The organism is Idiomarina sp. 017G (genome assembly GCF_004362265.1).
Taxonomy (GTDB): Bacteria; Pseudomonadota; Gammaproteobacteria; order Enterobacterales; family Alteromonadaceae; genus Idiomarina; species Idiomarina loihiensis.
This window is the reverse complement of sequence record NZ_SNWT01000004.1, coordinates 40944-66343: the sequence shown is the minus strand read 5'-3', so window position 1 is coordinate 66343 and position 25400 is coordinate 40944. Positions and strand designations below refer to the sequence as shown.

General features: G+C 48.8%; 21 protein-coding genes. 13 read left to right on the top strand and 8 right to left on the bottom strand.

Going from position 1 to position 25400, the window contains the following annotated elements:
- Window positions 1-138: 138 nt before the first annotated feature.
- Together DEU30_RS07260 and DEU30_RS07255 are read right to left on the bottom strand one after the other, a co-directional pair.
- Window positions 139-663, bottom strand: a complete 525-nt coding sequence (locus tag DEU30_RS07260) for a hypothetical protein (RefSeq protein ID WP_034818364.1) — start codon at window positions 661-663, stop codon at window positions 139-141.
- Between the two features lie 107 nt (window positions 664-770).
- Entirely contained in the window at window positions 771-1934 is a 1164-nt protein-coding gene (locus DEU30_RS07255) for an endonuclease/exonuclease/phosphatase family protein (protein WP_227016346.1), read from the bottom strand.
- A gap of 436 nt (window positions 1935-2370) precedes the next feature.
- Here DEU30_RS07255 and DEU30_RS07250 point away from each other — a divergent pair, with 436 nt between their 5' ends.
- Window positions 2371-5508: a TonB-dependent receptor gene (locus DEU30_RS07250; protein WP_114981918.1), complete on the top strand. Its 3138-nt coding sequence runs from the start codon at window positions 2371-2373 to the stop codon at window positions 5506-5508.
- Window positions 5509-5615: 107 nt separating this feature from the next.
- Entirely contained in the window at window positions 5616-7085 is a 1470-nt protein-coding gene (locus tag DEU30_RS07245) for a Na+/H+ antiporter NhaC family protein (protein WP_227016347.1), read from the top strand.
- Here DEU30_RS07245 and tadA read toward each other — a convergent pair.
- The gene (gene tadA, locus DEU30_RS07240) at window positions 7078-7545 is read right to left on the bottom strand and encodes a tRNA adenosine(34) deaminase TadA (RefSeq protein ID WP_114981919.1); all 468 of its coding nucleotides are present in this window, start codon (window positions 7543-7545) and stop codon (window positions 7078-7080) included. The two genes, DEU30_RS07245 and tadA, sit on opposite strands and share 8 nt — an antisense overlap.
- A gap of 69 nt (window positions 7546-7614) precedes the next feature.
- Between tadA and DEU30_RS07235 the strand changes: the two genes are divergently transcribed.
- Window positions 7615-8898 carry an amidohydrolase gene (locus DEU30_RS07235; RefSeq protein ID WP_114981920.1) on the top strand — a complete coding sequence of 428 codons (1284 nt, stop codon included), beginning with the start codon at window positions 7615-7617 and terminating at the stop codon, window positions 8896-8898.
- Window position 8899: 1 nt separating this feature from the next.
- The gene (gene mltF / locus DEU30_RS07230) at window positions 8900-10267 is read left to right on the top strand and encodes a membrane-bound lytic murein transglycosylase MltF (RefSeq protein WP_114981921.1); all 1368 of its coding nucleotides are present in this window, start codon (window positions 8900-8902) and stop codon (window positions 10265-10267) included.
- Window positions 10268-10331: 64 nt separating this feature from the next.
- Here mltF and DEU30_RS07225 read toward each other — a convergent pair whose 3' ends face one another.
- Entirely contained in the window at window positions 10332-10829 is a 498-nt protein-coding gene (locus DEU30_RS07225; RefSeq protein WP_114981922.1) for a transcriptional activator RfaH, read from the bottom strand.
- A gap of 150 nt (window positions 10830-10979) precedes the next feature.
- Here DEU30_RS07225 and DEU30_RS13580 point away from each other — a divergent pair, with 150 nt between their 5' ends.
- Both DEU30_RS13580 and purL read left to right on the top strand, forming a co-directional pair.
- On the top strand, window positions 10980-11117 hold the full coding sequence (locus DEU30_RS13580) for a hypothetical protein (protein WP_158511967.1): 138 nt from the start codon (window positions 10980-10982) through the stop codon (window positions 11115-11117).
- Window positions 11118-11215: 98 nt separating this feature from the next.
- Window positions 11216-15103, top strand: coding sequence for a phosphoribosylformylglycinamidine synthase (gene purL, locus DEU30_RS07220; protein WP_114981923.1), 3888 nt, complete (start codon window positions 11216-11218; stop codon window positions 15101-15103).
- 283 nt (window positions 15104-15386) lie between these two features.
- Here the strand turns inward: purL and DEU30_RS07215 are convergent, their stop codons facing one another.
- The 3 genes from DEU30_RS07215 to DEU30_RS07205 form a co-directional block, all read right to left on the bottom strand.
- A complete protein-coding gene (locus tag DEU30_RS07215; protein ID WP_011233848.1) occupies window positions 15387-15668 on the bottom strand; it encodes an addiction module antidote protein in 282 nt (93 codons plus the stop codon).
- On the bottom strand, window positions 15643-15969 hold the full coding sequence (locus DEU30_RS07210; protein ID WP_114981924.1) for a type II toxin-antitoxin system RelE/ParE family toxin: 327 nt from the start codon (window positions 15967-15969) through the stop codon (window positions 15643-15645). Before DEU30_RS07210 ends, DEU30_RS07215 begins: the two co-directional genes overlap by 26 nt.
- A 204-nt stretch (window positions 15970-16173) precedes the next feature.
- Entirely contained in the window at window positions 16174-16923 is a 750-nt protein-coding gene (locus DEU30_RS07205) for a 3',5'-cyclic-nucleotide phosphodiesterase (RefSeq protein WP_114981925.1), read from the bottom strand.
- Window positions 16924-16990: 67 nt separating this feature from the next.
- On the opposite strand from DEU30_RS07205, the gene DEU30_RS07200 reads away from it, so the two are divergent.
- The 6 genes from DEU30_RS07200 (at window position 16991) to DEU30_RS07175 (ending at window position 23679) form a co-directional block, all read left to right on the top strand.
- Window positions 16991-17623 carry a DUF998 domain-containing protein gene (locus DEU30_RS07200; protein WP_114981926.1) on the top strand — a complete coding sequence of 211 codons (633 nt, stop codon included), beginning with the start codon at window positions 16991-16993 and terminating at the stop codon, window positions 17621-17623.
- Window positions 17616-19865: a heavy metal translocating P-type ATPase gene (locus tag DEU30_RS07195; protein ID WP_114981927.1), complete on the top strand. Its 2250-nt coding sequence runs from the start codon at window positions 17616-17618 to the stop codon at window positions 19863-19865. Before DEU30_RS07200 ends, DEU30_RS07195 begins: the two co-directional genes overlap by 8 nt.
- Window positions 19866-19885: 20 nt before the next feature.
- Complete coding sequence (gene murI, locus DEU30_RS07190; RefSeq protein ID WP_114981928.1) at window positions 19886-20632, top strand: glutamate racemase; 747 nt, start codon at window positions 19886-19888, stop codon at window positions 20630-20632.
- A 418-nt stretch (window positions 20633-21050) separates the two neighbouring features.
- Window positions 21051-21350 carry a type II toxin-antitoxin system HigB family toxin gene (locus DEU30_RS07185; RefSeq protein ID WP_114981929.1) on the top strand — a complete coding sequence of 100 codons (300 nt, stop codon included), beginning with the start codon at window positions 21051-21053 and terminating at the stop codon, window positions 21348-21350.
- Window positions 21351-21360: 10 nt separating this feature from the next.
- The gene (locus DEU30_RS07180; protein WP_034818354.1) at window positions 21361-21738 is read left to right on the top strand and encodes a DNA-binding protein; all 378 of its coding nucleotides are present in this window, start codon (window positions 21361-21363) and stop codon (window positions 21736-21738) included.
- Window positions 21739-21990: 252 nt separating this feature from the next.
- Window positions 21991-23679 carry an NAD-dependent malic enzyme gene (locus tag DEU30_RS07175; protein WP_114981930.1) on the top strand — a complete coding sequence of 563 codons (1689 nt, stop codon included), beginning with the start codon at window positions 21991-21993 and terminating at the stop codon, window positions 23677-23679.
- Here DEU30_RS07175 and DEU30_RS07170 read toward each other — a convergent pair.
- Window positions 23676-24827 (bottom strand): aminotransferase class I/II-fold pyridoxal phosphate-dependent enzyme, encoded by a 1152-nt coding sequence (locus DEU30_RS07170; RefSeq protein WP_114981931.1) that lies wholly within the window; start codon window positions 24825-24827, stop codon window positions 23676-23678. The genes DEU30_RS07175 and DEU30_RS07170 overlap by 4 nt on opposite strands.
- Window positions 24828-24912: 85 nt before the next feature.
- Here DEU30_RS07170 and azu point away from each other — a divergent pair, with 85 nt between their 5' ends.
- Complete coding sequence (gene azu / locus DEU30_RS07165; RefSeq protein WP_114981932.1) at window positions 24913-25362, top strand: azurin; 450 nt, start codon at window positions 24913-24915, stop codon at window positions 25360-25362.
- The last annotated feature ends 38 nt before the right edge of the window (window positions 25363-25400 follow it).

The window sequence follows — 25400 nt, the reverse complement described above, 5'->3', positions numbered from 1 at the left end:
GCAGGAAATCTTCCGAAAGACGCCAGCAAGTACATCCCTGTAAGGCTTGTGCAGCGCCGTCCATGGCGCTGCACACTTTCTCCAGATTTTCCTGCAACGGCGTAACGCCAATGTTGACTTGTTATTTACTTAATCCACTTAGAAGTGGTAAGTCACGCCTAAATGTACTTCGTTGTCGATGCTGTTGAAGTTTCCGCGGAAACCGGCGTCAGCAGAGAACTGCTCAGTGAAAGCGTAACGTAAGCGCGCGCCAACTGATGCAAAGCCATCTAAGCCCCAGTCATAACCGGCGTCCACAATAGCTGTGGTTTGCTGGCTTAACTTAGTCATGGTGCCGATACCGGCATAAGCGCTGGTGTCGTCGTAGTTGCCAAAGTCATAGTGGCTAACACCTGCTTTCAGGAAAGTATTGAATTGCTTGCCTGCGCCCATGTCCATGAAGTATTTAGCACCAGCACGAAGTGAGTAGTCACCCATATCTTGTAGCTGTACTTCACCCACCCAGTTTGGGGCGATAGTTTTGGAGCCTTCTACGTAGAAATCGGAATCGTAGAAATCGGAGAAGCCGCCGCTAACATAGTTTAGATCATCAGCTTTGCTGGCTGCTGAAAACATAAGCGAGCCGCTTGCGAGTAGAGCTGTTGTTAGTATCAATTTTTTCATAGTTTGCCTCCTTGGATATGACATTTGTATTATGGCATCTAAGAGGCGAAATAGCAGCCCTTCAACTGTAAAGGTTCAGTAAAATAAAGGGCTGTAGCGGTTTTTTGTTACTTCACGATATCCAGCCAGACCATGCGATGGTCGGAAGAGGCGCTGCGCTTTTGCATTAACTTGCTACCGGCTTCATCACCGACAGGCCAGAACACGCCTGCGTCTTTAACGACTAAATCGTTAGACGGCAGCACGTAGTCGACGCGCTTGCGCCAGGCCGCTGTATGATACTGCGAGCCTTGTTTGTCTGGTGAGTGCTGTTCACCGCCGTGGCTTTGGGGTTTAACGTCATTTACCCGAGGGTGTTGCAGTAATTGTTCTATAGCGCCATCAACACCACCAGAGCCAGCCTCTGCATTCATGTCACCTAAAACAATAAAGCTTTCATTTTGACCAAGCCCACCGCGTGAACCTTTATCATCATAAATATAATTGTCTTTACCCGGCGTTAGGTAGTCAGCGAATAAGCGAATTTCATCATAGTTACGCATACCGTTGCTGTTTTCCGGGCCGTCGAACGCTGGCGGTACCGGGTGAGCGGCCAATAAATGAATGACTTTGTCGCCCACTTGCACCGGAATGTCCCAATGCGACTTCGAACTTAAAGGGTACTGCGCCATAACTTCCTCGGGGTACCATTGCTCGTCAGTAGGCTGTTTCTGTTCGTTCATCACGTAAGGAATATGGCGGCCGGGCATGTCTTTCCACAAGAAGTGCTGAAAGGTTCGTGCCTTATCGGCTTGCAGTGGGTATTTCGACAAAATGACCATACCGTACTGACCCGGATACCAACCAAAACCCCAGGCGTCGATGCCGGTGCCTTGTGCCTTGCCGTCGCGGTTTAAGTCAAAAGGCGAGGGCACACCCGTATTTACCGGAGCAATATAAGCATAAGGATACTCAATTGCTTTTTGTCCGTTCTGTGAAACTGACAGGTACTTTTCCTGAAAGACATTTACGCCAACCTGTTTATCAACGTAGTCGAATTCGTTCATTAAAACGATATCAGGTCGTACACGTTGCAGTATTTCGGCAATACCACGAATTTGTTCATGATTCTGCTTTAACACCTCGGGTACAGGCGATTTGTCTAATTGCGGGAGCTCACTGTCGCTCAGGTAATTAGATGCGTCCATACTGACATTAAAAGTCGCAACCCGTATGGTTTCTGGTTCGCTTTTGCCGGAACCGGCGGTTGCATTAAAAGAGGTAGGAATCATAAGAACAACGAATGTTAAAATTAATAAAAACCGTATAAAGCCCATGGGATAACCGTTTGAGAGCAGCCTAAGACAGTGGGTGAGAATAAAGGTTCCCGGATGACTAGGCAAGAGCTAATAAATTGACTAAAATATGTCACATATCTGACACAAAAATGTCTTAGAAGCGTAATGAAATCAGCCCGATCCCATACAGCTCCGACCTCTTGCCGCGTACTGAATGCCTTTCAGGCTATGAGCTTCCCGGTAATGAATCAGCTGTTGTGCCGTGGCTCCTCATCTAATAATAAGCGAACGATCCAACTTCCTCTTCTGCGTTCGCAAAAAAGTTCCATTGCTTCTGATATTTTTTTCAACTTTCACGAAATTGTCATAAACAAGCTTTACCCTCACTTTCGCATAAACACCCAAAACCAAAACCGGGAAGAACAAAACTATGTTTAACTCTACTTTCAAGCGTACAGCTGTTGCAGCTGCTATAGCCATGGGCCTTAGCGGTACAGCTATAGCTCAGGATACCTCATCTAGCTTACGTGGCTCTGTTACCACTCAATCGGGTGAGTTTCTGCCAAATACAACGATTCAGTTGCGCAATGAGCGAACTGGAACGGTACAGACTTATACTACTAATGAGCAAGGCGCATTCGCGGCGCGAGGATTGAGTGTCGGCGGCCCTTACACTATCGTCGCTGAAGGTCCGGAAGGCCGTACTGAAGTAATCGAAGACATTTATTTGACCTTGGGTGACTCTGAGTCGGTGCGAATTGTCCTTAAATCTGAAATGGAAAAAATTCAGGTTTCAGGTTCACCAAGCGCAAACAGCCTCTACGGTAGTAACAGCCCGGCAGCAAATTTCAACCTGTCTGACTTACAGGATAGCCCGGCAATTAACCGTGACTTGAAAGACATTGTCAGAGCTGATCCTCGTATATATATTGATCGTAGCTTTGGTGATGGTGTTCAGTGTATTGGTGCTAGTCCACGCTTTAATAGCTTGACCGTTGACGGTGTTCGTTTAAATGATAACTTTGGACTTAACTCAAATGGTTATCCAACTCAACAAATGCCGTTCTCTTATGACGCAATTGAGCAGGTTGCTGTTGAGTTTGCACCGTTCGATGTTCAGTATGGCGGTTTCACCGCATGTAACATCAATGCTGTAACTAAGTCTGGTAGCAACGAATTCAAGGGTGGCTTCTTTTATGATTACACCAGCGACTCTTTCCGTGGCGATAAGTTAGAGGGTACTCCAATTGATAACGGAGATTATTCTGAAGATCGTTACGGCGTAAATTTAGGCGGAGCATTGATAGAAGATAAACTATTTTTCTTCGCTGCCTACGAAAAGTTTGAAGGTGTGACTAACTTCTCTCGTGGGCCTGTTGACTCAAACGCTGGCAGCCCAGTCTTTGGTGTTACACAGGCGCAGTTAGATGAAATTGCTCAAATAGCCCAAGATGTCTATGGCTATGATGTTGGAACCCCTATTTCGACAGCTCCTGTGGAAGACGAGAAGCTTCTTTTAAAACTTGATTGGAATATCAACACCAAACACCGTGCATCTTTAACTTACAACTGGAACGATGGTGGTAACTTATCTAACTCCGATGGCGATGATGACGAATATGAATTTGCTAACCACCGTTATTTCCGAGGTGCAGAGTCTACATCATACGTTGGACAACTATTCTCGGATTGGACTGATAATTTCTCGACCGAAGTTCGTGTAGGTTATTCAGAACTTGATAATACTCAGGAAACTGTAGGCCCTAAAGATTTTGGTGATGTTCAGATATATACGACTGGACCTGATGGCTCTGATGCAATTGTTTATTTAGGAGCTGATGATTCACGCCAAGCGAATGAACTAAACTACGACACAACGTTTTATAAGTTCCGCGGTACCTACTTTATGGGAGACCATGTCATTTCAGGTGGTTACGAGCGTGAAGATTTGAACGTATTCAATATGTATGTTCCACAGTCACGTGGTGGTGAGTACATTTTTGAAGGTGGAATCGAGGCTTTCCGTAATGGTCAGGCCACAGAAGTTGCATATAATACGGGAGCAGGGACAAACGACCCGCGTGATGCAGCGGCTTCATTCGATTACGCAACTAACACAGTGTACCTTCAAGATGAGTACTACTATGCAGACATGGACATGACCATCACGGCCGGTCTGCGTTACGATTGGTACGAAAGTGGAAACAGCCCGCGCTACAACGAAAACTTCGAAAATCGTTATGGTTTTGCAAATACCGGAACTTTTGATGGTGAAGGTCTTATACAGCCACGCTTAGGCGTTAATTGGATTGTATCACCAGAACTGGAAGTACGTGGTGGTATTGGTTTATATTCAGGCGGTAATCCGAATGTTTGGCTGGCTAACAGCTACCAGAATAACGGTATCACCTTAGCTGAAACCGAACTATCTAATGTTAACTTGTTTGACATTCCTTTATCTGGAGAAGGTCGTCCAGGTTATGATGTTCCTCAGGCTATGGTCGACGAGGCTGCAGCAGCGGACTCTGACTTCGCCGTTAACGCGTTAGATCCAAACTTCGAGATTCCGAGCGAGTGGAAATATGCTTTAGGTGCTACTTATTTCTTGCCACAGGACTACGTCTTACAAGCTGACCTGATGTACACCTCTAAGCAGAATGAGCCAATCATTAGTAACATTGCCGTAGAATCTACTAGGACTTTGTTCGATGGTCGCCCAATTTATGAGCGTAGCGAAGCTGACCGTGGTCAGGACTTCTTGTTGACGAATGCTGCCGAAGACTCTGATGTTATGTCTTTGTCTTTAGCGTTAAGTAAGTCATACGATTTTGGTTTAGATATGTCTATTGCATATGCTTATGCAGATGCAGAAGAATCACATCCAATGACGAGTTCTGTGGCCTATTCTAACTACACTAACGTGGCTTTAGCGGACATTAACAGTCCTCTACCGGCAACTTCTAATTATGAAATTCCGCACCGTTTCACGTTCCGCGCAACTTACAAACACGAATTCTTTGATGGTTATGATACTACTTTCAGCGTGTTTGGTTCTGCGAACAAAGGGCGTCCATACAGTTACACGTTCTCTCGCGGATCAAACATCAATCCTGGCGACGTAACTTCAGGCCGTGACCTGCTTTATGTTCCAACAGGTGCTGATGATGCAAACGTTGTTTTCGGACCAGAGTTTGACCAGGAGTCTTTCTTTGAGTTTGTTGAAGAGTCTGGGTTAGGTAAGCATGCAGGGGGAATTGCTCCACGTAATGACTTCTCCAGCGACTGGTGGCACAAAGTAGATTTGCGTATATCACAAGAGCTACCAGGTCTTATGGACGGTCATAAAGCAAGCCTGTTCTTTGTAATTGATAACTTCACTAACATGCTGAATGACGACTGGGGCGTGTTATACCAAGCGGGTTTCCCTCAAGCAGAAGGCGTAGTGGAAGCTAATATCGATGATCAGGGCCGTTATGAATTTAACCGTTTCTCGCAACCTCGCGGGCAAGGCCGTGTGACCAACCCATCATTGTGGGAAGCTCGTATCGGTATCGAATACAAGTTCTAACGGACGTAACCTGACGTTTACGTCAGGAACGATATCCCACCTGACATAAATGTCAGGCTACGGGGTGGCATTTCAGATTACGGAATGTCAGGTTATGAGTTAGTGTTATGAATAAACCGCCGCTGGTGTTGCCCGCGGCGGTTTATTGTTTTAACCTCCCAGTATCAGACACTTATAAACGCATCCAAATGGAACTGAGCTGGACCAGTCTTTTACCTTCCTTATTGGCAATTGTATTTGCCATAGTTACCCGAAAAGTTCTGCTGGCGCTTATTGGCGGTATTATTCTGGCCAATATACTGCTGTTCTGGCCTGCTCCTGACAATATTGCTTACGGCACTTTAAACAGCACTTGGGACACCCTTATCGACCCCAGTAATATGTTGGTGTGGTTTTTTACTCTGGGTATTGGTGCGTTGTTTGGCGTGCTGGAAAATGGCGGTACGTTTAAAGAGTTTGTGCTGAAGCTGGAAAAAAAGCAGTGGATAGAAAACAAGCGCCGGGCACGGTTAATGACCTGGATACTGGGCGTTGTGGTTTTTATCGAGTCGAACGTGACTATTATGATTTCCGGCACCACTTCGCGGCCTATTTATGACCGCTTGGGCATTGCCCGCGAAAAGCTCGCTTACATTGTTGACTCTGCCTGTGCTGCTATTTGTATCTTAATTCCGCTGAATGCCTGGGGGGCGTTTAATTTAACGCTCATTACGAACCAGGGCGTTGAGCAACCATTGCTGGTGTTTATTCAGTCTATTGCTTTTAACTTCTATGCCATTTTTGCGGTATTGCTGGCGCTGTTTGTGGCGTTGTTCGACTGGAACATTGGGCCCATGAAAGCCTTTGAAAAGAATGCTGTGCCCGATCAAGTTTCCAAAAATACCTGGGGCGATGGTCCGGATGATGAGGCCAGTTTTGGCAAAGGTACAGCGGTGGTTATGACCAGCCTGATTTCGCTGGTGGTGATGGTTCCGGTTATGCTGCTGGTTACCGGGAACGGCGTATTGGTTGACGGCAACGGTACATTAAGTGTGTTTGTCGCTATTTATGTGGCGTTAGGTATTGCCGTAGCTGGAACCCTGATGACACAGCCAGCAGGTTTGGTCGATGTTGGGAAGTACCTGTTAAAAGGCGCCTGGAATATTCTGCCACTGGCGGTCATTTTGTGGCTGTCTATTGCGCTGGGAGGGTTAACCCGCGACTTAGGTACGGGAGAGTTTTTGGCGGCTGCTCTGGATGGTTCGGTGGCATTGTGGATGCTGTTACCGCTGATATTTGTGCTGTCGGCTATTACCGGTTTTTCTATTGGCTCCAGTTGGGGAACCTTTGCCATTATGCTGCCTCTGGCGATACCGCTGGCAATGACGTTAGGTTTGCCGGCCGCGCCTTTTATAGCGGCAGCTATTTCCGGTGGCATATTTGGAGACCACGCATCGCCCATTTCCGATACCACCATTATTGCTTCTATGGCGTCGGGCGTGGAGCATATTGACCATGTGCGGACACAGTTGCCCTATGCGTTAGTAGCGGGGCTTGCGGCAACGGTGGCTTACGCCATAACGGGGATGCTTATTTAACGCTGGCTGATTTGCGGCGGGCTCGAAAAAAACGCCGCAGAATATCGCCGCATTCTTCTGCCAGTACGCCGCTGTGCACTTCCACTTTGTGGTTCATAGAGGCGTGGTTAATAACCTCAATGGCAGTGCCTGTGGCTCCGGTACGCGGGTCGGTTGCACCGAACACCAGGCGCTTGACTCGGGCATGGGTAATTAAACCCGCACACATGGCGCAGGGCTCAAGGGTTACGTACAGGGTAGCGTTGACCAACCGATAATTATCGATAGCCTGACCTGCAGAACGAATAGCTTGAGCTTCGGCATGAGCGGACGGGTCGGACAAAGAAATCACCTGATTGTAACCTTCGCCAACAATTTTATCGTCCATGACCAACACCGCGCCAACAGGCACTTCGTCTGCGTTTTGCGCTTGTTCAGCAAGTTCTAAGGCTCGCTGCATGTAGATTTCATCGGTTGTCATGAGGGCGATTTTAGCGCAGGATATTACCCAGTACCAGAATAACAATCCGCACTTATGCAGGAGAGAACAATGAAAAAGCTCATTATTAGCTTAATGCTGGCCAGTAGCTTTGGCTATAGCGCTCAGGTTGCTGCACAGCAGTCGCCGGTAAAAGTCAGCAGCGACTTAGAAGCTCAGGTCATTGAATGGCGTCGCCATATTCACGCCAACCCGGAACTGAGTAACCGTGAGTTTGAAACCGCCAAAATGGTGGCTGAGCATTTGCGTTCTCTGGGCATGGAAGTTGAAACTGGTGTTGCGCACACAGGTGTCGTTGGCGTGCTAAAAGGCGGTAAGCCAGGCCCAACTATAGCTTTGCGTGCGGATATGGACGCTTTACCTGTTACCGAGCAGACCGATGTCCCTTTTAAGTCAACGGTAACATCAGAGTATCGCGGCAATGAAGTGGGTGTGATGCATGCCTGCGGGCATGATACTCATGTTGCTATGTTAATGGGGGCAGCAGAAAAGTTAGCCGAAATGAAAGATGAACTGGCGGGGAATGTGATGTTTATTTTCCAGCCAGCTGAAGAAGGCGCGCCTGAAGGTGAAGAGGGCGGCGCGGCATTAATGCTGGAAGAAGGGCTTTTTGCTGATAACAAACCAGAAAAAGTCTTTGGTATTCATGTCTGGGCAGGTTTTCCAACAGGTCATGTTGGTTATCGGAAAGGTCCTCTGATGGCTTCTGCAGATAGATTTGAGATTAAAGTGAAGGGCAAGCAAGCTCATGGTTCAGCTCCGTGGACAGGCGTTGACCCTATTGTGACTTCGGCACAAATTATTAATAACGCACAGACCATTATCAGCCGCCAGACCAATATTACCAAAGCGCCAGCGGTTTTATCCTTCGGTATTGTGGAAGGTGGTGTGCGTAATAACATTATTCCGGACGAAGTGACCTTAATTGGTACTATCCGCAATTTTGACATGGACATTCGCTCGGATATTCACGAGAAATTAAAGTTAACGGCAGAAAAAACGGCTGAAGCAAACGGAGCCGAAGCTCACGTTCATGTCGATTTAGGCTATCCGGTAACCAGTAATGATGAGGACCTGGTTGAGCAGATGTTGCCGATAACTAAAGCGGTAGCGGGAGCTGACAAGGTGCAGGAAGTACCATTAGTAACCGGCGCTGAAGACTTCTCGTATTACGCGCTGGAAGTGCCGGGTATGTTTGTATTTTTGGGGGTTACCCCACCAGAGCGTGATATGGCTAATGAACCAAGCAACCATTCGCCACACTTCTATGCCGACGAAGACGCACTGAAAACCGGTACGGAACTTTATGTGAATTGGGCTCTGGAATCTCTCTAATATGCCGAAGTCTGCAGTATCGCTGTTTGCTATTTTACTGCTGGCCGCTAGTGTAATAACGGCCTGCAGTCCTCAAACCCGCCCCGATGCCATGTCCGTAGTTCAGGAACGTCAGGTATTGCGGGTGGGAACGCTGATAAACCCAACCAGCTATTATTTTGATCATGACCGTGAGCAAGGCTTCGAGTACGATCTGGCGAAACGTTTTGCCGCTCGTCTGGGGGTTGAACTGGAAATGGTTCCGCGCTTTGACGTGAATGACTTGTTTACTATGCTACGCCGCGGTGAAGTTGACATTGTCGCGGCCGGACTTGACCGGACCTCGACGCGTGCTCAGCTGTTCCGTTTTAGCCCGCCTTACGACATTATTAGCCAGAAAGTGGTTTTCAAGCAAGGTTCACGGCAGCGCCCGCGTGACTTACAGCAAATTACTGATGGTGAAATTGTTGTAGTAGAAGGCAGTTCGCACCATGAGTTTTTAAAAAGTCTGGGCGACAGTATTCCTACTTTAAAGTGGCGCGCGACCCGGGACCATGATGCGGTTGAATTGCTACAGATGGTGATTAGCGGCGAGGTCGATTACACCATTACCGACAGTACTGCATTAGATATTCAACGGCGGTTTCATCCTGATTTAAGTGTGGCTTTTACGGTAAAGCATGATCAGGATATTGCCTGGGCTTTACCGCAGGGTACGGATGACTCTTTGTTTGCCGCGGTTATTGAGTATTTTGGTGAAATTCGTTCCAGTGGGCGTTTAGCTCATATTAAAGAGCAGCACTTTGGTCATGTAAAACAATTTAACTATGTCACTACCAGTTTATTTATTGAAGCTGTAGAGCAAGTTTTACCTGGTTATATTGAAACCTTTAAAGAACATTCGGGCTCGCTTGACTGGCGGTTACTGGCTGCTATTTCCTATCAGGAGTCGTTGTGGAATCCGCGAGCGGTGTCTCCTACGGGTGTGCGTGGCATGATGATGCTGACGTTGCCTACAGCGAAAGCTATGGGGGTTAAAAGTCGTTTGAATGCGGAACAAAGTATTCGTGGCGGTGCGCGTTATCTGGAGCGCATGCTGAATAGGGTGCCGGCAAGAATTCCGCAACCTGACAGAACCTGGTTTGCTTTAGCTGCGTATAATATAGGATTCGGGCATTTAGAAGACGCGCGAATCATAACAGAGCGTCAGGGCGGCAACCCCGATCGTTGGGTGGACGTGAAAAAGCGTTTGCCACTGCTGAGACAAAAGCAGTTTTACCGTCATACTCGCTATGGTTTCGCGCGAGGCGATGAACCCGTGACCTATGTTGGTAACATCCGCCGCTTTTACGACACATTGAAATATTTAGATGAACAAGGGCGGCTGTAGCCGTCCCGCGACGTAGCCTGACATTTATGTCAGGTGGGGTATCGTTCCTGACGTAAACGTCAGGCTACTGAAACTGCAGTTCTTTGTAGCTGAAGTTGGCTTTGACTTCTTTTTGCATCCATTCCAGCATAACGAAGCAGCGCGATTCACCGTCCAGCTTCACAATTTTAGCAAGGAATCCACGGAAAGGGCCTTGCCGAATTTCGACCGTGTCGCCTATTTGAGGTGCCTGTTCATCGGTCAGTTGGTCGACACCTCGCATTTGATCAATCCAGCTTTGCGGAACCTTCGGAATGTTGTCGCCAAAACGCAGAACACCAGCGACACCATAGGTGCTGCGCAACTTGTAAAACTGCTCAATAATGTCATCGGGTTTAACGAACACATAGCCCGGGAACATACGCTCAACGACTGAGGTACGCACACCCCGACGAACCTTTTTTACGGTTAACTCGGGCGCGAAAACGCCGAACCCCTGATTTTCCAGATTCAGTATGGCGCGTTCCTCCTGCTTAGGCTTGGTTCGTACTATGTACCAAACGTCAGATTCGAGTTCATTCATAACAGGTCCTTTTGTGCGTCGGCCGCCGATCTTTCCACATTAGCCTAAGTTACGCAAATTAGGCTGGTAAGCTAGCATAAAGTCGTTGCAAAAAACCGCTATGACACGGTAAGCTGATTAAGCATTTCAACGCAATAAAGGCCTAAGTCTATGCAAGCCAACCGCCTCAGACGTGAAAACAACTCTCGCCGTCGTGCCGTTATTCGTAAGCGTAAACAACGTATTATTGAGCGCCGCGAAAAGTGGTTTCGCATAGTGAACCGCGAAGGCACCCCGAAAATTGAGTAGCCAAACGTGCATGTCAGGTTCGATATTGTACCTGACATGAATGTCAGGCTACTGTATAATCTGCCAGCAAAAATCGCCCAGCTTTGGAGACCTTGCTTGTGGAAATCTACCGCGGTGCACCTGCCTTATCAGCCTTCAAAACAACGAAGCAACTTGAACAACTGAAACAGGCAGGAATTCCTGTCAAAGAGCTTTATGCCGAGTATCAGCACTTTGTTGATTTGCACCATGAACTGAGCGACGAACACCGTTCCGTATTGGTTCAGTTACTGAAGTACGGCCCTGAAATGCCGGCACACGAGCCTCAAGGTGCTCTGGTACTGGTTACTCCCCGCATTGGTACTATTTCTCCTTGGGCTTCAAAGGCCACTGACATTGCCCACAACTGTGGCTTGAAAAGTATTCATCGTGTTGAGCGTGGTGTGGCTTTCTATTTGCAGGGTGACTTGTCGGCAGAAGAGCTGAAGCAAGCGGCGTTACTGTTGCATGATCGTATGACCGAAAGTGTCTTGTACGATATGAACGACGCGCAGCAGCTATTCCGCTCGCAGGAACCGCAGCCATTGTCTTCGGTGGATATTCTGGCAGGCGGCCGTGAAGCTCTGGCACAGGCCAATATCAGTCTGGGTCTGGCACTGGCCGATGACGAAATTGATTATCTGGTAGAAAATTTCCGCAAACTGGATCGCAACCCGAACGACATTGAGCTTTATATGTTTGCCCAGGCAAACTCTGAGCACTGTCGCCACAAGATTTTTAACGCCGACTGGACCATAGACGGCGCGGAACAGCCTAAGTCGCTGTTCAAAATGATTAAAAACACCTTTGAAACCACACCGGACTACGTGTTGTCGGCCTACAAAGACAACGCTGCTGTTATGGAAGGCCATGAAGCCGGGCGTTTCTATCCTCAACCGGACAGCATGAGCTATGGCTACAGCCACGAACCGGTGCATATTTTGATGAAGGTGGAAACGCATAACCACCCAACCGCGATTTCTCCTTACCCGGGGGCTGCAACCGGCTCCGGCGGCGAAATTCGCGATGAAGGCGCTACCGGTGTTGGTTCTAAACCCAAAGCTGGCCTGGTGGGCTTCAGCGTTTCTAACCTGAATATTCCGGGCTTTAAGCAGCCGTGGGAAGAAAACTACGGCAAACCAGCGCGTATTGTTTCGGCACTGGATATTATGCTGGAAGGCCCCTTAGGCGGCGCAGCCTTTAATAACGAATTTGGCCGCCCGGCTCTGACCGGTTATTTCCGTACCTACGAGCAAGCGGTCGACAGCCACAATGGGCGCGAAACCCGCGGTTACCATAAGCCAATTATGATTGCCGGCGGTTTAGGTAACATTCGTGAAGCTCATGTACAAAAAGGTGATATTCCGGTTGGCGCTAAGCTAGTTGTACTAGGTGGCCCGGCTATGAACATTGGGTTAGGTGGCGGCGCAGCATCGTCTATGGCGTCGGGCGAGTCGACCGAAGATTTAGATTTTGCTTCAGTGCAACGCGAAAACCCGGAAATGGAACGCCGTTGTCAGGAAGTGATTGACCGCTGCTGGCAGCTAGGTGCCGATAACCCTATTGCCTTTATTCACGACGTAGGCGCTGGTGGCCTGTCGAATGCGATGCCGGAACTGGTTAGTGATGGTGGTCGTGGTGGTCGCTTTGAACTGCGCGAAATACCAAACGATGAACCGGGTATGACACCGCTGGAAATTTGGTGCAACGAGTCGCAGGAACGTTACGTTATTGCCATTGCACCGGAAAACCTGGCGCGTTTTGAAGCCTTGTGTGAGCGCGAGCGTGCAGAGTACGCGGTTATTGGTGAAGCGACTGAAGAGCTTACTATTTTACTGAACGACGCCAAGTTCTCGAATCAGCCAATTGATTTGTCGTTGGACGTGCTGTTAGGCAAGCCGCCGAAGATGCACCGCGACGTGGCTCGCTTACAGACTGAGGGTACGCCACTACACCTTGAAGCCGCTGATTTGAATGACGCCGCTGACCGTTTATTGCGCTTACCGGCTATTGCTGAAAAAACATTCTTAATTACCATCGGTGACCGGAGTGTTACTGGTTTGGTTGCCCGTGACCAAATGGTGGGCCCGTGGCAGATACCGGTGGCGGACGTTGCGGTAACCGCGTCCAGTTATGATAGCTACCATGGTGAAGCGATGGCTATGGGTGAGCGCACACCGCTGGCGTTACTGAACTTTGGTGCTTCGGCCCGCATGGCAGTAGCAGAGTCTTTGACTAATATTGCCGCTGCGGACATTGGCGACTTAAAACGCATTAAATTATCCGCCAACTGGATGTGCGCAGCTGGTCATCCGGGTGAAGACGCAGGTTTGTATGAGGCCGTTAAAGCCGTCGGTGAAGAGCTGTGTCCTGAACTGGGTATTACTATTCCGGTAGGTAAAGATTCGATGTCGATGAAAACTCAGTGGCAGGAAGACGGCGAAGACAAAGCCGTGACAGCGCCAATGAGTCTGGTTATTACGGCGTTTGGCCGGGTGAATGACATTCGCTCGACGTTGACACCGCAGTTGCGCACCGACAAAGGTCAGTCGCATCTGGTGCTGATTGATTTAGGTAAAGGCCAGAACCGTTTAGGCGGCTCTGCACTGGCGCAGGTGTACCAGCAACTGGGGCAACACACGCCAGACCTGGACGACACTGAAGCTTTTAAAGCTTTCTTTAACACCACGCAGCAGTTGGTAACCGAAGGTCGTTTACTGGCCTACCACGACCGTTCGGACGGTGGTTTATTCACTACTGTTGCGGAAATGGCCTTTGCCGGTAACTGTGGCGCGAAAGTGGCACTGGACGAATTAGGCGAGGATAACTTAGCGACTCTGTTCAACGAAGAGCTGGGTGCTGTGATTCAGGTGAGTGATGAACAGTATCAGCAAGTTATGGATGCCTACAGTGAGGCTGGCTTGGGTGACTGCGTGAAACGCATTGGTGAACCAACGCATGAAGACGCCATTGTCTTTACCCGTGAGGAACAGAATGTATTAGCCCAGAGCCGTACGCACTGGCGTACTGTGTGGGCAGAAACAACGCACCACATGCAGCGCCTGCGTGACAACCCAGTGTGTGCTGACGAAGAATTCCGTCTGAAACAACGTGCCGATAACCCGGGTTTACTGGCCGACTTAACTTTTGATCCTTCTGAGGATATTGCTGCGCCTTATATTGCTAAGGGCGTTGCGCCGAAAGTGGCGATTCTGCGTGAGCAGGGCGTGAACTCGCATTACGAAATGGCAGCCGCCTTTGACCGTGCCGGTTTTGAAGCGGTTGATGTTCACATGAGCGACATTCTGGCTGGTCGTGTCTCGCTGGAAGATATGCAGGCACTGGCTGCTTGTGGTGGCTTCTCGTATGGCGACGTATTAGGTGCCGGTGAGGGCTGGGCTAAATCTATTTTATTTAACGACCGTGCGCGTGAGCAGTTTGAAGCTTTCTTTAAGCGTAACGATACACTGGCACTGGGTGTGTGTAACGGCTGTCAGATGTTGTCGACTCTGAAGCAGTTAATTCCGGGAACCGAGCATTGGCCGCGTTTTGTGACCAACCGCAGTGAGCGTTTTGAAGCGCGCTTTAGCCTAGTGGAAGTACAGGAGTCTAAGTCTATTTTCTTAGGTGACATGGCGGGTTCGCGTATGCCAATTGCAGTGTCGCATGGCGAAGGCCGTGCTGAATTTGCTAACCCTCAGCAGCAGTCACAGCTGGAGCAAAGTGGTCAGGTTGCACTGCGTTACATTGATAACTGGGGTGAAATAGCTGAGCAGTACCCGGCCAACCCGAATGGTTCACCCAAAGGCATTACCGCAGTGACCAGTGACGATGGTCGTGTGACTGCAATGATGCCACACCCTGAGCGTGTGTTCCGTACCGTAGCCAACAGCTGGCATCCGGACGAATGGGGCGAAGACAGCCCATGGATGCGCATGTTCCGCAACGCCCGTAAGCACCTCGGTTAGCTGGGCGTGTAGCCTGACGTTTACGTCAGGTCCAGATCTCACCTGATGTGAACATCAGGCTACAGCGGAGACGCTACGAGTTCATCCCTGAAGGCTTGACGAAGGCCATCCATGGCCTTCGACACTCCTGCAGCAGAAAGCCCACGGGTTTGATGCCTCTTGCAGCTCGCGCTGCACACCTCCTCAATAGTCCCTGCAACCGTTGGGCGCTCGCTATCCTGCTATCCATGGTATCTCACCTGATGTGAACATCTGGTTCGCGACGTGTAGCCAGGCGTTTACGTCAGGTGCTGGCTGTTATTTTTATGCCTAGAGCTTTAGTAACAGCCAGTACACTTTTAAGGGTTGGGTTGCCTTTTTCACTGAATGAACGGTATAGCTGCTCTCTGGATAGCCCAGTTTTTTGGGCTAATTCTGTCATACCTTTTGTTCTTGCCGCTATGCCAATAGCATTGGCAATGTAGCCTGCGTCTTCTGTTTCCAAAGCATCGGCAACGAATGCCGCTACAGACTCGGCGTCGTTCAAATAAGAGGCCGCATCAAACCTTCTGAAAGTCGTTGCCATTGTTGTTGCTCCAATATTCGTAAAGTATGTGTGCTTTTTTAATGTCCCTGCTTTGGCTTTTTTTATCGCCTCCGGCGAGTAACAAAATGAGCACACCCTGATCTTCATAAAAATAAACTCGGTAGCCGGAACCAAAGTGCATTCTTAATTCGCTTAGCCCATGACCAATAGGCTTCACGTCACAGGAGCTTCCTTCTATTAATCGATTAATATGCGAAATAATTCGGCCTTTGATTGTTTGATCTTTTATACCTGACAACCATTGGTGAAATTTATTTGATTCATATATTGATAAGCTCATTGTAGTTTTTAAAATACACTTTAGCAAATAAGATGGGTAAATTAGCAGAGCGGCGGAAGCTGGTATGTAAGCTGAGGATTTGAAGTAACGTAGGTGTTTAATGTTTCTGTAGCCTGACGTTTACGTCAGGAACGATATCTCACCTGACATAAATGTCAGGCTACGAAATCGCATAGGTCAGGTGACGAAACCGCAAGTATCCGATTACAACACCACCGTATTTTTATGCGGTGGGTTGGCTGCTAAGGTTGCGCGCAGGGCTTTTTCGTTACTGGGTTTTAAGTGGGTAACCCAAAGCTCGGCGGGTTGTTGTTCCAGACTATTCAGGGCGCTTTGTAGTAGGGCCGGGGTCATGTGTTTGGTTTTTTCTGCAACATGCAGTAACTCGTCGGGAAAAGCGCATTCCAGCATTAGGGTGTCGATATGGCCTAAGCGGTTAAGCTGTTCGGTCAGCTGCTTGCCGGCAATGGTATCGGCGGCAAAAACAAAGTGTTTGCCCTGATTTTTTACACTGTACCCCACGGTTGGCACGCTATGCTCTACGGCAAAAGCTTTAATTTCCAGACCTTCAAGCTCTATGCACTCACCCGGGTGGATTTTTCTAAATTTTAGTATCGGCTCAGGGCCTTCGGTCATGCTGCTGAGCTCAGGCCAGATATCGCCGTTAAAAATATTATTTTGCAGCTTTTCCAGAGTGTGAGCCTGTGCGTAAACCGTAACAGGTAAGTGCTCACTTCCGTATTGGTTGCTTAAAAACGTAGGCAAAGCGGCAATGTGATCCATATGAGAATGGGTCAGAAACACATGTCGAACCTGCTGCATCTGAGCCAGACTCAGTTGATTCAGACCGGTGCCGGCGTCAATCAGAATGTTATGATTGAGCTGAATGCAGGTGGAACCGCCTTTATTGTCGCCACTGAGTCCGCCGCTGCAGCCAAGCACTTGAATATTCACAATCTGTTCCCATCTTGGTTTACACTGTAGTGAAAGATTATCACATTAATACAGCCGAGGAGGCTACATGGAAAACACACCGACGAAAAGCTCTCCCGTTATGCCGCAACTCATTATTCTGACCTTATTTTGGGTTGGTCTGCAATTGGTTGCCACCTGGGTAAAAGACGACTTTTCTCATGTAAGCCAGTATATAAGCGAAATTAATGCCACTGGCAGTACTGCCGCTGGCGCGTTTGGCTGGGTCGGTTTTATTCCACTGGCGATGGTTTCTTTCGGTGTACTACTAACTGCGCGTCCGCATTTACGCGTTAAAGGCATTAGCCATATTGGCTGGAGTCTTCTATTTTTCTACCCTGTGGCTTACCTCGGTGCGGCACTGGCACCATGCGATTTAGGCTGTCCGACGGATGGTTCCAGTTCACAGGCATTACATAATGTTATTAGCATGGTCAGTTACTTCGGTTTTGCTTTGGGTACTCTTTTACTGACCTTTACGCCGAAAACCACCTGGCCGGTGCGCTGTGCTTTTGTTCTTTTGTCGGTAATTATCGCCTTAGGTTTTGTGCTAATGATTAACCCCGAATTGGCAGAAGTACGCGGCGCGATACAGCGTTATATTGGCGTGGCACAACTGGTGGTTTTCTGGCTGCTGTTGTGGCTTAAACCGGCAGAAGCCGACGGAGGCAGTAATGAGTAATTCGGTTCGTTTAAGTGTGGAAGGCATGAGCTGTGGCTCGTGCGCCAGTCGTGTAGACAAGGCATTAAATGGCTTAGACGGCGTTGAAGATGCGTCGGTAAATTTGGCGTCGGATAGTGCGGAAGTGACTTATTCTGAAAAGCTGTCGGTGAACGATTTAGTTCAGGCAGTGAAAAATGCGGGCTACGATGCCCATGAAGTGATTGATCGCGACAAGCAAATGCGCAAACAGCGTGAGCAACAGGCAAAGGAAATGCGTACGTTAAAAGGCCAGTTATGGCTTTCGACTTTGCTGACGTTGCCGGTGTTTATATTGGCCATGGGCAACCATATGCTGCCGGTGTTTTCCGAGTGGGTACATAACTCACTGGGTTTACAAACCAGCTGGTGGATACAGTTAGTGCTTACTACCCTGGTATTGGCGGTTCCCGGCGCTCGCTTTTATAAATTGGGAGTTCCTGCGCTATTCCGGGGCGCACCGGATATGAACTCTTTGGTTGCACTGGGCGCTACGGCGGCCTGGGGCTATTCGGTGGTGGCAACGGTTTTCCCAACCTGGTTACCAAGTGAGTCAGTGAACGTTTACTTTGAAGCTTCAGCCGTTATTGTCACGCTGATTCTGGCTGGACGTTTCATGGAAGCACGGGCTAAAAGCCACACCTCGGACGCGATTCAGCGACTGATGAGTCTGCAAAGCAAAACCGCACGTGTGGTGCGGGACGGTGAGGTGACCGAAGTCGATATTGCTGAACTGGGTAAAGGCGATAAAATTGAAGTACGTCCGGGTGAACGTATTGCCCTGGATGGCGAAGTGTCTTCCGGCGACAGTTATGTCAATGAGGCTATGATAACTGGTGAAGCTGAACCGGTGCATAAGCAGAAAGAAGACAAAGTCGTTGGCGGAACGCTGAACGAAAAAGGCACTCTGCGTTTTAAAGTGACGGCAACCGGCGAGGGAACCGTGCTGGCGCAGATCATCCGTATGGTTGAGCAGGCGCAGGGCAGTAAATTGCCGATTCAGGACACGGTGAACCGCATTACCTTGTGGTTTGTTCCAGCGGTGATGCTGGCGGCCTTACTGACCTTTGTGGTGTGGTACTTTGCGGCGAGTGAGTCAGCGCTTACTTTTGCGTTGGTTAATGCCGTCGCGGTTTTGATTATTGCCTGCCCTTGTGCCATGGGACTGGCGACGCCAACCTCAATTATGGTGGGTACCGGCCGCGGTGCGGAAATGGGCGTGTTATTCCGTCAGGGCAGTGCTTTGCAGGCGTTACAGCAGTCTAAAGGCGTTATCTTTGATAAAACGGGTACGCTGACCGAAGGCAAACCGACTATTACAGAGTGGATTACCCTAAGCGAGTTTGACGGAAAAGAGGTGCTGACATTAGCGGCTTCGGTTGAAGCTAAATCCGAGCATCCTACAGCAGAAGCTCTGGTGAATTACGCCAAAGAGCAGGACATTAAAATTAGCGAGCCTGAGAGATTTGAGGCTATTTCAGGTTTGGGTGCCACGGGTAAAGTAGACAGTAAAACGCTTTACATTGGTACTAGCGAGCTAATGCGGGACAACAATATTGCGCTGGATGCTGAGCCTGCGGATGCTAAAACATGGTCAGAGAGTGGACGCACCCCGATTTATGTCGCAATCGACGGTAAGCTGGCGGCTGTATTTACTCAGGATGACCCCATAAAAGCCAGTGCCAAAGAATTGATTAAGCGCCTGCACGCCGACGGCCTCAAAACCGCCATGGTAACCGGTGACGCTGAGTCTACTGCAAAACGTATTGCCAAAGAACTGGGTATTGACGAAGTGGTTGCCAATGTAAAACCCGATGGCAAAGTGGATGCCGTTAAGCGTCTGAAAAAACAATGGGGGCAGGTCATATTTGTGGGTGACGGTATAAACGACGCACCGGCACTGGCCTCTGCAGACGTAGGTTTTGCTATTGGCACTGGTACGGATGTGGCGATTGAATCTGCCGATGTGGTGCTGATGTCGGACAACCTGACTGTTGTGCAACAGGCTTTTGCGTTGTCTGAAGCCACCATGCGCAACATTCGCCAGAATTTATTCTGGGCTTTTGCTTATAATACCGCGCTAATTCCTGTTGCCGCAGGCGTACTGTATCCGTTTTTCGGTATTCTGCTGTCGCCAATGCTGGCCGCGGGGGCCATGGCATTGTCCAGTGTGTTCGTGATAACTAACGCGCTGCGCCTTAAAACTGTAAATTTGGAAAAGTAAACTGCAAGGAATAGACGGGCATGAAAGTCGGAGTTTTTGATAGCGGTGTCGGTGGTTTAACTGTGGCGCGGTCACTACAACAAAGTGGTTGTTTCAGCGAGCTGCTGTATTACGGAGACACAGCCCGGGTGCCTTACGGTAGCAAGGACAGCAACACCGTTACGCGCTATGCGCTGGAGGCGGTAGAGTTTTTTAACGGCGCCGATGTGGATTGTCTGGTAGTGGCCTGTAACACGGTGAGTGTGACCGCTCTGGAACAAATGCAGAAATTTTCCAATAAACCGGTGTACGGCGTGCTGGAACCCGGTGTCATGGCGCTGGAACAACTGCAGGGTATTGATACCAGCGCCCGGGTGTTAGTTATAGCCACTCGCTCGACGATAAACTCCGGTGCTTATCAGCAGCAGATACAGGCTTTAGGTTACAACCAGGTAAACGCTATGGCCACGCCGTTGTTTGTGCCTATTGTCGAAGAAGAGTTGTACGACGGCCCGATACTGCAGGAAACCTTTAAGCATTATTTTGGCAAGCTTGAAAAGCCCGACGTGGTGCTGCTGGGTTGTACGCATTTTCCGCTAATAGCCGAGAGCATTTCTGCGTATTTCAACGGTGCCAAAACGATTCATTCCGGCGAAGCCATGCTGGCCTGGCTAAAACAACATCTGGACTTAAGCGCCCAGTTTGACACTACGCCACTGCACATCATAGCCACCGAAAATGTCGACGCCGTCAAACGCACCGCCACCCGCTGGGGCCTGAAGCTCTAGCCCCGGGGACAGGCTTTGCCGGCAATTCGGCTGAGAAAAGAACTCGTGGCTTGAGGAGACGCTACAAGTTCATCCATGAACGCTTGACGAAGGCCATCCATGGCCTTCGACACTCCTCAAGCCACGAGTTCTTTCCTTTATCGCCTTTTGCCGCCAAAGCCTGCCCCTGGGAATCATCTGAGTAAGACGCTGTAACCCCTTAAGCACTCGTATTTCGTGTTTCCTATAATGTAATAACATCAAGCTACACCTCGTAGCCCATTACTTCTTATGCCTCTTTAATCCTTCTCTTATTTTCTTCTTGTGAAATGTAGCTACTCTCAATAGATAAAAAGGTTTATTTCCCGTATCGGGAATTTAATTGACAAAACTTCTTTTTTTCCCATAATGGGAAATCAGGTTAGGGATAACTAGGTTCATGAGAATTGTATCAAGGGCAACTCTTCGCGAGTTTTGGGAAAAGCCTAGCTACAGGGATGCAGAGCAACCTTTAAAAGCGTGGTTCGATGAAGCTCGATATGCGTCATGGGAAAAGCCCCAGGATATAAAAGAGCAATACCGGCATGCGAGTTTTATAGCTAATAATCGGGTTGTGTTTAATATCCACGGTAACAAGTACCGGCTTGTTGTCGCGATGAAGTATGAGTTCTCGATGATTTACATTCGTTTCGTTGGTACGCATAAGCAATACGACGCAATTGATGCAGAAACAATTTAGAGGTGAGGGTATGAATATAAAGCCCATAAAAACAGCTGAGGATCATCAGCGTGCACTGGCTCGTATTAATGAGCTTTGGGATGCTGAACCCAACACAGAAGCGGCTGATGAACTTGATATTCTGGTGACTTTGGTCGAAGCGTATGAAGAAGCGAAGTATAAAATCGATGCGCCCGATCCTGTGGAAGCGATTAAATTCAGAATGGATCAGGAGGGTCTGAAAGATTCTGACTTGGTGCCATTTTTAGGTCAGAGGAGTCGGGTTAGTGAGGTTTTAAATCGGAAACGGCGTTTAACGCTGCCTATGATTCGACGACTCCATAGCGGCTTACATATACCTCTGGAATGCCTGGTTATGGATTACGAACTAGATCGAACTGAAGCTTGATGAGCGGTTGTTAAGGCGCATGTAAGCGTTACGGGTGTTGAAGGGCTTTATGTCAGAGTGTCGAAGGCCATGGATGGCCTTCGTCAAGCGTTCATGGATGAACTTGCAGCGTCTCTGGCATAAAGCCCTTCAACGCTCCAGCGAAACATGCGCCTTAACAGCCGCTTCCTCCCAAGCCCAGCGAAACATGTGAATCGCAGCCGCGTTTTGCTATGATATTCGTATTACTTTGGCTTTCAGGAGTTTGTACTTATGCCGCAGACGCAGCGTCCGCTTTATATTCCGTATTCTGGCCCTAATTTGTTGGAAACCCCTTTATTGAATAAGGGCAGTGCCTTCAGTAAGGAAGAGCGCGCCGCGTTTAACCTGACGGGTTTGTTACCGCCACGCTATGAGAGTATTGAAGAGCAGGCCGAACGGGCTTACATGCAGTACCGGAGCTTTGAAACGCCCATTAACAAGCATATTTATCTGCGCGCTATTCAGGACAACAACGAAACTCTGTTCTATCGCTTGCTGACGGATCATCTGGAAGAGATGATGCCGATTATCTACACCCCGACTGTGGGTGATGCCTGTGAGAAATTTTCTGACATTTACCGCAGCTCACGTGGTTTGTTTATTTCCTATTCTGAACGTGACCAGATAGACGATATTCTGCGCAATGCGACGAAGCAGAAGGTTAAGGTCATTGTTGTTACCGATGGTGAACGAATTCTGGGCTTAGGTGATCAGGGTATTGGTGGCATGGGTATTCCTATAGGAAAGCTTTCTCTGTACACCGCTTGCGGCGGCATTAGCCCGGCGTATACGCTGCCGGTGATGCTGGATGTTGGTACCAATAACGAAAAACTTCTGGAAGACCCAATGTATATGGGAGCCCGCCATAAGCGTATTGAACAGGACGAGTATGATGAGTTCCTGGACAAATTTATAAAAGCGGTGACCAGACGCTGGCCGGGCGTGATGCTTCAGTTTGAGGACTTTGCTCAACCTAATGCCATGCCCTTATTGCGTCGTTATCGTGATGAAGTCTGCTGCTTTAATGATGACATTCAAGGCACCGCGTCTGTGACTGTGGGCACCTTGCTGGCAGCTTGCCGTCAAAAAGGTAAAAAGCTTAGCGAACAGAAGGTGGTGTTTGTTGGAGCTGGCTCTGCGGGCTGCGGTATTGCAGAACAGATTATGATTCAGATGACCGCCGAGGGCTTAACTGAAGAACAAGCGAAGCAACAAATTTTCATGGTAGATCGCTTTGGTCTGGTCATGGACACCATGGATGGTTTGCGTGACTTCCAGCAGGCGCTGGCGCAGAAAACCAATGATTTAAACGCCTGGGAATACAGCGGTGAGTATCCGTCGCTGCTGGATGTGATGCATTGTGCTGAGCCTGATATTTTAATTGGTGTGTCTGGTCAGGCGGGGCTATTTACCGAGCAAGTTATTTCGACTATGGCCAAAAATGTTGATCGCCCCATTATTTTCCCACTGAGCAACCCCTCCAAACATGTGGAAGCGCACCCGGCGGATGTACTGAAGTGGAGTGAGGGTAAAGCCATTGTCGCAACCGGAAGCCCTTTTGGTGAAGTTGAGTATGACGGCCGTATATACCCAATAGCGCAGTGTAACAACAGCTATATCTTCCCGGGCATTGGTCTTGGGGTGTTAGCGGTTAAATCCGAACGGGTTAGCGATGAAATGCTGCGTGTAGCAAGTAAGACACTGGCTAATGCGTCACCCAGCGCTAATGGTAAAGGCGAAGCATTGTTGCCAGCTTTTAACGACTTAACTCAGTTAAGCAAAGACATTGCTTTTGCGGTGGGTAAAGTGGCGCAGCAGGAAGGTTTAGCGCTGGAAATTGATGACGACACGCTGCGTGAGCGCATCGACAACAATTTCTGGAAACCGGAATATCGCTTCTACAAGCGCGTAAGTATTTAAGAATGCGCTAAATCGATGGCCTGCTGTAAATCGCTCAGCAGGTCGTCGGCGTTTTCAATACCTACCGATAAACGTAATAAATCCAGCGGCACCGGTGTGTCTGGCCCTTCAATGCTGGCGCGGTGTTCAATCAGGCTTTCTACGCCACCTAATGACGTCGCGCGGTGCCAGAGCTGCGTTTTAGCCGCAACGGCAATAGCGGCTTTTTCGCCACCCGCTAAACGAATAGACAGCATACCGCCGAAACCGCCTTGCATTTGCTTAACCGCGACTTCGTGACCGACAAAGCTTTTCAGGCCAGGGTACAACACTTCAATAACCTGCGGGTGCAGCTCCAGTTGTTCGGCAATATGTAACGCACTTTGACAACTTTCCCTGACCCGTAAAAACAGCGTGCGCATGCCACGCAAGAGTTGTGCTGCGTCCTGTGGCCCCGGCACGGCTCCGGACTGGGCACGAATAGCCACTAAGCGTTGCCAGAACTCATTATCTTCACGAGCCGCCAGTGCGCCGGAAATCACATCGGAGTGGCCGTTTAGGTATTTGGTGGCGGAGTGCATAACAATATCGGCGCCAAGATCTAATGGCTTGGTCAGCAGTGGTGTTGCTACTGTGGAATCGACAGCAAGCAGAGCTCCGCAATTGCGAGCCATATCAGCTACGGCGGCAATATCAGTAATTGTCCACAAAGGGTTACCCGGCGTTTCCAGCCAAATAAGTGTAGGCTTTTTTTCCGCAATAGCGTCGCGTAACTCATTTAAATTCGTGGTATCTACAAACCGAAGATCAAGTCCGCTATCGACACCAAAAGTTTGTAGCCATTTGCGCAAAGCCCAGTACATCACTTTGGGAGCAATGACCGAGTCGCCGGGTTTCAAAGCCTGAAAAACAGCTGTAGCGGCGGCCATGCCCGAGGCGAACAGACGAGCATCTACCGCATTTTCTAACTCTGCCAACAGCTTTTCTGCGGGGCGATAAGTAGGATTGTCAGCTCTGGAATACACCCGGCCGCTACGATATTGATTGTCGTCATCACGCAGATAAGTCGTTGATGTGTATACTGGAGGGATAATTACTCCATTTTCGTTGTCAGAGTGACTACCACCCTGAGCAAGGAGTGATTGCGGCGAAAAAGGACGTTTCGTCATATAAATTCTCGTTAAAGTAATCTCAATGCGAGATATCACGTATATAAGAAAGGAATCATTTCATACTAACCGAAGAGGTATTGCAATGCGTTACATAATTTCCGCACTACTGGGTTCTATGCTGTTTGTCGCAAACGCCGCGCAGGCGAACGAATGTGAGCTCTCCATAGATAGCAATGACAACATGAGATTTGATACAAAAGAGATGTCCGTACCAGCTAGCTGTGACGAAGTAACAGTAACCCTGCATCACACAGGTAAACTGGATAAAAAAGTGATGGGTCATAACTGGGTACTGAGTGAAGCTGGCGACATGCAGTCTGTTGTACAACAAGGTATGTCAGCAGGTATGGATAACAACTATGTGCCAGATTCTGATGCCGTAATTGCTGCAACGGATGTTGTTGGTGGTGGTGAGCAAACGTCAGTGACGTTTTCAACAGAAGGTATGAGTGCAGACACTGATTATAAATTCTTCTGCACCTTCCCTGGCCACTCAGCAATTATGCAAGGCAGCTTTGCGATTAAAGAGTAACTTTCGCAACATTGCTTAACCGCAAATTGACTAGTAAT